At 57.5% G+C, this 9,371-nt stretch carries 8 protein-coding genes; 7 read left to right on the forward strand and 1 reads right to left on the reverse strand.

Annotation, left to right across the window (positions count from 1 at the left end; genetic code table 11):
- The first annotated feature begins 274 nt into the window (after positions 1 to 274).
- The 5 genes from GBM95_RS09945 (at position 275) to GBM95_RS09965 (ending at position 6,565) form a co-directional block, all read left to right on the forward strand.
- On the forward strand, positions 275 to 1,432 hold the full coding sequence (locus GBM95_RS09945) for a porin (protein WP_152158953.1): 1,158 nt from the start codon (positions 275 to 277) through the stop codon (positions 1,430 to 1,432).
- Positions 1,433 to 2,045: 613 nt separating this feature from the next.
- Positions 2,046 to 3,242, forward strand: coding sequence for a porin (locus tag GBM95_RS09950; RefSeq protein ID WP_152158954.1), 1,197 nt, complete (start codon positions 2,046 to 2,048; stop codon positions 3,240 to 3,242).
- A 198-nt stretch (positions 3,243 to 3,440) separates the two neighbouring features.
- Positions 3,441 to 4,118, forward strand: coding sequence for a response regulator (locus GBM95_RS09955; RefSeq protein ID WP_139687129.1), 678 nt, complete (start codon positions 3,441 to 3,443; stop codon positions 4,116 to 4,118).
- Between the two features lie 47 nt (positions 4,119 to 4,165).
- The gene (locus GBM95_RS09960; RefSeq protein WP_152158955.1) at positions 4,166 to 5,659 is read left to right on the forward strand and encodes an ATP-binding protein; all 1,494 of its coding nucleotides are present in this window, start codon (positions 4,166 to 4,168) and stop codon (positions 5,657 to 5,659) included.
- A 378-nt stretch (positions 5,660 to 6,037) separates the two neighbouring features.
- A complete protein-coding gene (locus GBM95_RS09965) occupies positions 6,038 to 6,565 on the forward strand; it encodes a phosphate-starvation-inducible protein PsiE (protein ID WP_152158956.1) in 528 nt (175 codons plus the stop codon).
- Between the two features lie 3 nt (positions 6,566 to 6,568).
- Here GBM95_RS09965 and GBM95_RS09970 read toward each other — a convergent pair whose 3' ends face one another.
- Complete coding sequence (locus GBM95_RS09970) at positions 6,569 to 7,837, reverse strand: Y-family DNA polymerase (protein ID WP_226963268.1); 1,269 nt, start codon at positions 7,835 to 7,837, stop codon at positions 6,569 to 6,571.
- A gap of 69 nt (positions 7,838 to 7,906) precedes the next feature.
- Between GBM95_RS09970 and GBM95_RS09975 the strand changes: the two genes are divergently transcribed.
- Both GBM95_RS09975 and GBM95_RS09980 read left to right on the forward strand, forming a co-directional pair.
- Positions 7,907 to 8,557 (forward strand): LexA family protein, encoded by a 651-nt coding sequence (locus tag GBM95_RS09975; RefSeq protein WP_152158957.1) that lies wholly within the window; start codon positions 7,907 to 7,909, stop codon positions 8,555 to 8,557.
- A gap of 61 nt (positions 8,558 to 8,618) precedes the next feature.
- Complete coding sequence (locus tag GBM95_RS09980; protein ID WP_152158958.1) at positions 8,619 to 9,101, forward strand: LexA family protein; 483 nt, start codon at positions 8,619 to 8,621, stop codon at positions 9,099 to 9,101.
- The last annotated feature ends 270 nt before the right edge of the window (positions 9,102 to 9,371 follow it).

Here is a 9,371-nt window from a genome sequence, read left to right on the forward strand (position 1 = left end):
GCCCAGGAGAAGAAATCCAGCAAGCCTCTGTGAAAATATTCCCCTTATCGTCATGCAGCTTCAAGGGGTGCTGTTACCGGATTTCTGGAAATTCACGGAATACAAAAACTATTTCAGGTAATTAATTGTTTTTCTTAGATGTTTTAACGGAAATCTGTAAACGTCGTTGAGCAGGATTGAATAATCCGCCAGAATGCGGAGGTTATTCGGGGTCAAACGGGATTTCCCGGTTTCGTTCCGAATGACCTCTACTTCTACTGGGGATTTTCAAATCATGAAAAAGACTCTTGCTGCTCTCGCAGTTCTCGGCGCTTTTGCCGGCTCCGCTGCTGCCGCTGACGTGACGCTTTACGGCGTTGTCGACTATGGCTTCCTCTACAACTACACCGATAACCAGAAAGCTGACGGTACGTCTACCGACGATAACACCTTTGGGCTCCAGAGCGGCGTTGATTCCGGCTCTCGTTGGGGCATCAAGGGCGTTGAAGACCTGGGCAACGGCCTGAAGGTCGGCTTCCAGCTCGAAAGCGGCTTCAATGCCGATGACGGCACGCTCTCTAAGTACAGCGAGTATCAGAATCGCATCTTCGGTCGTCAGGCCACCCTCTCGGTCTACTCCGACTTCGGTACGCTGACCTTCGGCCGCATGGATGCCCTTTCGTCTGCTGCCGGCACCTACGACGTCGTCTATTCGATCGGTGATGCGTTCGACGGCGGCGACAATGACGTCTTCGGCCTCTACGGCGCTTCCCGCTACGACAATACGGTTGCCTATCAGTCCCCGAAGTTCGCCGGCCTCCAGGTCACTGCGATGTATTCCTTCAAGCAGGACAGCAATGCGAAGGTCGACGACTTCAGCGGTGATGAAGGCGACTTCTCGAGCTCCAAGCGCTACGCCGGCGTTGCCCTGACTGGTGAATACGGCCCGGCTCAGTTTGTCGCTGCCTATGAACTTACGAAGTACGGCTCCGACGGCACCAAGCGCGAGCTTGACAAGGACGCCAACGTCTTCTTCCTCGGCGGCAACTACGACTTCGGTGTTGCCAAGGTCTTTGCCATGGGCCAGTACTTTAACGGCCTCACCACGGCTCCGACCCTCGATGACACGCTCGTCAGTGCCACCGACGCCACCGACGGCGTGAAGGGCTTCGGCTTCCATGTCGGCACTCAGGTTCCGGCTGCAGGCGGCCTCATCACGGTCGGCGGCTACTATTCGAACTTCGAACAGGACGGCGTTGTAGCCGGCAAGGAAAAGCATGAAGGCGACTACTACGGTCTTGCCGCCCGCTATGAGTACGACCTCAGCAAGCGCACCATGCTCTACGCAGGTGCCGGCTACGGCGTTGAATCCCGCGACAAGGTCGGCACCGAAAAGGACGACACTGAGAACCAGCTCGTCCAGGCCTATGTTGGTCTAACCCACCGCTTCTAATCAGAGCTTGATGAGGCACTTGCACTGCCGCGTTTAAGTTGAACTCTCGACAGTGAGAAAGGTGAGGTTTCAGAAATCCCAGCCTATCTTCTCTGCCGCAGAGCGTTGAAGCTAAGCCGAAGTTCTTGACTAAAGAACTTCGGCTTTTTCGCTTTTTCGTTCTCCACCTCTCAAATATCCCATTCTGACTGCAGGCAGCAAAGTTGGCCGTCCCCTGTATAACTCCCTTACGGTTTACGCAATTCTTCCACTCATTTCCTTTGTTTTTAAACGAGAATCGTTCGCAAACCACAGCATAAATTTTGGTGGCGAACTTACAACAAACAACCTTCGTGAAGTCTTCCTTTTTGAACTTACATTTGTTTTTTATGCCCTTTTCGCCTCTCTTGGGTTTTTTACTTAACCGGAATCTCGTAATTTCTGTTAAAACGCCTAACAGATCCATGGACAGGCAGGGATCACGGCTGTTCTTCATGAACGGCTGCTCAGGCTTCGGCGGTGACCGTGCATAAAGCTGCTGCGAGCTTGCCTGTTTAATAAAGCTGAACGGCGGGCGTGCAAACCTCCGTTCGACTTTTGGGAATTTTCCCGATTGTTAAAAAGGCTCTGAAAAATGTTTAAGAAGACTCTTGCTGCAGCTGCAATCCTCGGCGCTTTTGCCGGCTCCGCCTTTGCTGCTGACGTTACGCTCTACGGCGTTATCGATACCGGCTTCTCCTATATGAACAAGTCGGTTGACGGCTCTGATGACGTCAATACCTTCCAGATGAAAGGGGGCCAACAGGCTGGCAACCGCTTTGGCCTTAAGGGTACGGAAGACCTCGGCAACGGCATGAAGGTCGGCTTCGTTCTCGAAAACGGCTTTGATTCCGACGACGGCACGTTCGACACCAATGGCGACAACAGGATCTTCGGCCGTGAAGCGCTCCTCTTCGTTGAAGGCGCCTTCGGTCACGTTGGCTTCGGTCGTGCTGGTCAGCTCGCTGGCGGCGCTGGTTCCTATGCTCTCGCCGGCTCGAACATCCATCCGTTCTCCACTGGCTGGGGTACGGTTGGTGCCAGCACGGCAGTGTTCGGTGCTACGGCTGCCCGCTTCGACAACATGATCACCTATAAGACCCCGAGCTTTGCTGGTCTGACGGTCTTCGCGCAGTACTCCTTTGACAACAACTCGCAGACTAAGGATCTCAAGGATGCCACTGCCCACGGCACGGAAGGCAAGGCCAATGTCGACCGTTACTATGGTATCGGCGCTCAGTATAAGGCTGGGGCATTTGAAGGCGTTGTGATCGTTGACTCCATCAATTACAACTCCCAGTATGTTCGAGGCAGCAGTGCCCAGAATGGTACGTACGACGATGATGCCCTGAGCGTCACCCTTGGTGCTACCTACAACTTTGGTGTTGTCAAGGCTTACCTCAATGGCCAGTATTTTGACAATTCCAAGTCCTTCGGTAAGAAGGGCGCTATTCTTTGGACTGCCTCTGGCGTTAATGGTGCCGCTGGGAATGAAAAATTCAACGCCCTTGAAGGCTACGGCGTGAACCTCGGTCTTGATGTTCCGGCCTTTGGCGGTACTGCCAAGTTTGCTGCCGGCTATGGTGAAGCCGAATATACGGATGTTGCGGCCAATGCAGAGAAACCCGAACTCAAGGTTTATCAGATTTCTGCCGGTTACATCTATCCGCTTAGCAAGCGCACCTCCGTTTGGGCTGCTGCGGACTATGCCTCCGGCGACTACAACAAGGCTGCAAAGACCAATGACACGGACGTCACCGAATTCATCTTCGGCATGACCCACAAGTTCTAATCTCCTGATCTGAACTTGAAGAATCTCCCGCTTCTCATTGAGTAGCCGAGATTCGAGCAAAAGCTCATTAAAACCCGCCCGGGGACGCCCGAGCGGGTTTTTCACTTCCTGACAGTTTTCAACTCCTAACCATCGCCTAATTCCCCGCGCCCTAGAATCTCCTATCAAGATCCCCTCCTCTCCCGAATGAGATTCCCCATGCGCATCCTCCTTGTTGAAGACGATCCGATGATTGCCGACGCCGTCAAGGCGGCGCTCTCTGATGAAGCCCACGCTGTTCATCTCGTAACCAACGGCAGGAACGCGCTCGCGCAGCTCTCGGTCAACACCTTCCAGCTCGTGCTCCTCGACCTGGGCCTCCCATCTGTTGACGGCATGACGGTGCTCCGCACCATGCGGGCAGAGAAGAACGACACGCCGGTCATCATCCTCACCGCCCGCGACGACCTCGAAGACCGCCTACAGGGGCTCGATGCCGGTGCCGACGACTATCTCGTGAAGCCCTTCCACATGAGCGAGCTCCTAGCCCGCATGAGAGCCGTCATGAGAAGGAGGAACGGCGCATCGGACAACAATCTCACGAACGGCGTCCTCACGCTCCACATGGACACGAAGACCGCTGAAATGAACGGGAAGGACTTCACGCTCACAAAGCGCGAATTTGCACTCCTCAATGCCCTTCTTGCCCGTCCGGGAGCCATTCTTTCCCGCCGTGCGCTCGAAGACCGCATCTACGGGGCGGGCGAAGAACCCGAAAGCAACGCCGTCGAATATCTGATTCATTCGCTCAGAAAGAAGCTGGGCGCTGACGCTATCCGGAATGTACGCGGCTTGGGCTGGATGGTCGCGAGCCGCGATGCAGCTGCCCGAAGCTGATATGAACTGATCTGTTTTCATTCCCCATCTTCCATGAGGAGCCCGCCTTGAGCGAAATCCTGAAGCGTTTCAAGGAAACGATCTCTGAAATCCGGACGGCGCTCCGTACGCCTCATTCTGCAAACCCGTCCTTCACGCTCAGGGCAAGCCTCTGCTGCGCGGGCGCGGTCGTCGCGTTTTCGCTTGTCGCTTCAGCCTCCATCTTTGCAGTCTCCTACTTTGAAGCCGCGGAATCTCAGGAAGATCGTCTCGAGGAAGTGGCAGGCATCCTCGCTCGCTCGCGCATTGCCTTCAGCCAGAAGGGAAATTCCTTCGAAGCCCTCTACATGGACGACGAGGACTTCGAAGACCGCTACATCGTCGACGAGGACGACCCGAGAGCAGGTCTTCCCGCCGGAGCCGACATCCTCATTCAGACCCTTCACCGCACGGGCCGCGCATTGAGACTTCGGCTTGATCATCCTCTGAAGGACGGCTACCACACGCTCAAAATTCACGGAGCCAACTACCGCGTCTTCGTTCTGACGGTGAATGTGGGCGGAAGACACGTCGTCACCGCGGAAAGAAAATCCGCCGTCTGGAAGAAAGCCTGGGCTGACACGATCAACCTCATCATCCCGTTCCTCGTTCTTTCGGTTCTCCTGTCCCTCTGGATCTGGTTCTTCCTCTGGCAGATGATGCGGCCGGTAAAGCGCCTTGCCGCCGACCTGGGCCACCGGTCGGGCGACTCGCTCTCGCCCATGTCGCTCACCGGCATGCCGTCGGAGCTCCTCCCGCTCCTCACGGCCTTCAACGGCCTCCTTGCCCGCGTTGAAACCTTGAGAGAACAGGAAGCGCGGTTTGTGGCGGATGCTGCGCATGAACTCCGCTCTCCCTTGGCAGCCCTCTCGCTTCAGGCCGAGCGCCTTGAAAAAGAAGACCTCTCGCCCGCGGCAAGAGAGCGCCTTTCCACCCTTCGCGCCGGCATCGACCGCGCGGTCCGTCAGGTGAGTCAGCTCCTCACACTGAAGCGCGCACAGGCAAAGACATCTGCCAAGCCTTCCGACCAGGATCGCCGTCAGGGCGGAGCCGCCCAGAAAGCAGACATCATCAGCGCCTTCAACGAAGCCATTCAGTCCGTCTACTGGGAAGCTGAAAAGCTGGGGCTCACGCTTGAGGTTGAAGGCATCGAGGATCTTCCTCCGGGAGCAGAGCCGTCCTTGCCGATGAATTTCGACGACCTCTTCACGATTCTGAGGAATCTCCTCGAAAATGCCGTCCGGTATTCCCCGGCCGGCACTGCCGTGACGCTCCAGCTTCTCAGCGTGAATCCCCCCGTCATCCGCGTATCCGACAATGGTCCGGGGATTCCGTCAACCGAACGCGAGCGCGTGATGGAACCCTTCTACCGTCGTCTCGGAACGGGCGTCTCGGGTACGGGCCTGGGACTTGCTATTGTGAAGACCCTCTGCGACCGATGGAATCTTTCCGTGGAGCTCGATGAAGCGCATCCCGGTGAAAAGGAAGCGCCGGGGCTTGCCGTCACCATCCGGGAGCGATAGATCCCGCAAGCCTCTGATCTTGCCAGGGCTTCTGCTGCCGAATTGACCAACACCGTAAACAATCGATCCAATAGTTTTTCCCTTCAATCGGGTGAAACTCACTCAGATCCCCTGCCGCACGCGTCTCCCCCGGGTCAGCGCTCTCCTCAATTTCCATAGGAAAGAGCGCTTTGACTGCTTTTTTCCCGGACCGAACCTCCCTCTACTTCAACCCCTGCCCGGACTGTCCGAAGACCTTTTCAGCTCAAATGCGCTCCGGAAAAGATTTGCTACCTTTTTTCTGCCTTCTCTTACGTCCTCCTCTCCCTCACGGGTTAACCCGTCATCCCTTCTCTCCCGCATAATGAGTTCCCCTTTTTCCCCTTTCCTGATCCTTCAATGTCTGCTTCAGGTTCCAATACCCCGCCCAACGCTCAAACTCATCGCCATACGGATGCCAGTGCCCAGCTTCCCGAAGGCCCCTGCCGCCAGTGCGCCTTCTCGAACGACCCCACGGCCGCCACGTCTGTTGAATCGCCGAAGCTCACGTCCGCGAGCCTCGTCATCAACCTCTGGCTCACCTACGCGCAGGCCGCTGCGCTCATCGCCATCGCCGTCGCCGCCGTGGGTGGGATCGGTCAGGCCGCCTGGGAAATGATCGCTGCGAGAAGCATCAGCCTCGGCGACCTCCTGATGCTCTTCCTCTATATTGAGATTCTCTCCATGGTGAAGGGCTCGTCGCTTGGCACGCGCGAAATCCCGATTCATACGCCGATCGCGCTCGCGATCGTCGCGGTTGCCCGCTACATCGTGGTCGACGTCGAGCACATCAACGCGCTCACGATGGCGTCGACCGCCGGAGCGATTCTTCTCCTTGTGATTGCGCTCTGGATCCTCAAGAAGACGCTCCGCTTGCGCGACGCCTGATTCTCAGGTTCTGCACGCATCGCTGAAAAGCGTTTCCGGAATGTCTGCAGACGCTTCCGGAGCGATGCCCGAAAGAATGACGCCCGCCTTCTGATAAGCGAAGCCTTCGCGTCGGAAGCGTTCGACCAGCCCCACGGCGACCCGGGTGAGAAGAAGCGTGTCTGAAGTCGGGATGGAGAGCTTCACGACCCGCGAAACATTGTGCTGTGGGAGATCTCCCCGGAAGAAATTCGTGTGAAAGAAGACCCCGGCCTCGCCCGCAGCGCTCTTTTGCTGCCGGAGCGTCATGGCGGCGTCCGCCATGTGCTGCGACACTGCAGCAGTGAGCGACGCGAGGTCCGTGACTGGCCGGCCGAAGGAGCGACTTCGGATGATCTGCTCTCGTGGAGCGGCTTCCTCGTCGAAGGGAATGCAGGGGATGCCGTGGAGCTCCCGCCACGTGCGCTCAAGCACCACGCCCCAGCGTGCGCGGATGAATAAGGGATCCATCTTCCAGAAGTCGAGCACCGTCTGGATGCCGAGTGCCTGCAGCGCCTCTCCCATCCGGCTTCCGATCCCCCAGACTTCCTTTAAAGGCGTAATCGACATCGCCTTTTCCTGTCGATGGGGCGCGAGGTCGAGCCAGTTGATGACGCCCCCGAAGACGGGCCAGTCCTTGGCGAGGTGGTTGGCAAGCTTCGCAAGCGTCTTCGTATTGGCGATGCCGACGCAGGCCGGGATTCTCTGCCACGCGTAGATCCGCTCCTTCATGGCCCGCCCGAGCGCCGTCGGATCTCCCGGGATTCCGGTAATGTCGACGAAGTTTTCATCGATCGAATAGCGCTCGATCCGCACCGCCATGCCGGACAAAATCGCCGCGATGTTTTTGGATACCGATCCGTAGAGCTCATAGTTGGAGCTTCGCCATTCGACCTTTCCCTCTTCGACGAGGCGTCTGAACTGATATGCCGGCATCCCGCGGCGGATGCCGAGGGCCTTCGCTTCAGGCGTGAGCGCCGCCACGCACCCGTCGTTGTTCGTAAGCACAACGAGGGGCTTCCCTCTCAGGGAGGGATCAATCACGCGCTCGCAGGCGCAGTAGAACTTGTTGGCGTCGATGAGGCAGATCACCTGTCGGGGATCGAGCCCTGCAGGCCTCTCCGGCCTCGCAAATCGCGATGCGGGCGTCTTCGCCGGGATTCCCTCTTGCAGGGCGTCAGCCGTTCCCTGCAGTTTCCCGAGCGCCCTCAGCTTTTCCATGCGTTCGGGCGATTTGAGAGAGATGAATTCCATGACCGAAGCCCCAAAACACTATCTATAATAACCGTCTAACGTGAATGTTTAACTCAAAGGAACTTTTCCATGACCGAAAAGAAGCCCGCTTCCGAAAAAGCCCCGATCAAGCGCCAGCCCGGACGTCCCAGGAAAGCGGAAGACGAGGTTCAGGGGCGGTTTCTCACGATGCGCGTGAACGAAGCCCTCATGCAGGCCGTCAAGGACCGCGGCGGCTCGCGCTGGGCGAGGGAGGCCCTCATCGACGCCCTCCAGAGAAGCGGCGGAGTGCTCTCTCCCGGCATCAAGCCGGAAACGATTCAGGTGCCGAAGGAGAAATCCTCCGAATGCACGATCCCCAAGCTCGATATGCGCGCGGCCTGCGGGTTCCCGGCACCTGCTTCGGAAGTGGAAACCGAGGAAACGGATCTCTACGACCTTCTTGTTCCAAAACCCGGGAAGACCATTCTCGTTGAAGCCTCCGGCGACTCCATGGTGGATGCCGGCATCTTCGAAGGGGACCTTCTCATTGTCGAAGTGTCTTCGGAAGCGCGAAGCGGCCAGATCGTGCTCGTCTGCTACGACGGCAACTTCCTCGTGAAGCGCCTCAAGGTGATCGACGGAAGGCCCGAGCTCAGAAGCGAAAACTCAGCGGTACGCTACCCCGTCCTCAGACCGCGGACAACTGAACAGTTCGTGATCGAGGGCATCGTGCGGCACGTGATCCGCTCCTACCGGTGATCACTGTCCCGAAGCTCAGGACAATCAGCAGCCCGTCGAAACCAAATAAGCCGGATCAGCCATGACTCCCTCTCCCGCGCCCGATGAATTGAAGCCGCAGTCTTCCGTCCGCCGGCGGATGGGCCTTGTCTGCCGCAACACCCATCGCTATCAGCTCGTGCGCCTTTCGCTCTTCGCGGGCTGCGGTTTTCCGTCGCCCGCGGCCGACTGCAGGGACGAACGCGTCACACTCGACCAGATCCTCGTGCGCCGGCCGCTTTCGTCCTTTCTGATTGAAGTCGATGGCGACGCCATGGCGGATGCGGGCATTCTTGCGGGCGACATCCTCGTGATTGACCGCTCTGCCGAACAGAGAAGCGGGAGCATCGTGCTCGCCTCCTATCTGGGCGAATTCGTTGTCCGGCGGCTCAGATTCGACGCGAAAGGAAAGCCTGAGCTTCATGCCGAAAATTCGCAGTACCGCACTGCGGTGATCCGCCCGCGCGAGGGCGATCAGTTCGACATTGAGGGCGTGGCCGTGGGGCTCACGCGGGAGCTGACGTAAAGGGAACAGAGCTTCCAGGAGTCGCACTCTCTCCCGGAAGCCACCGACCCAGCGCGAAAAAAAATGGTTCTTCGGAAATTAGCGGGCAACCTCTACTAAAGAAGTAGAAACTTTCAAGCGATTACTGAGGAGTGTTTCCGGCACTGCCGATAGATAGCCTGCCGGCTTGGACGATCGACGGCTGGTGAGGTCGCAGACATGAAAAATGCGTAGTTTTCATTAAGATGTAGTCAAAGCAAAAACAACCACTACTTAAAAAAACTACGCATG

Source organism: Sutterella seckii (assembly GCF_009183815.1).
Lineage (GTDB): Bacteria > Pseudomonadota > Gammaproteobacteria > Burkholderiales > Burkholderiaceae_F > Sutterella > Sutterella seckii.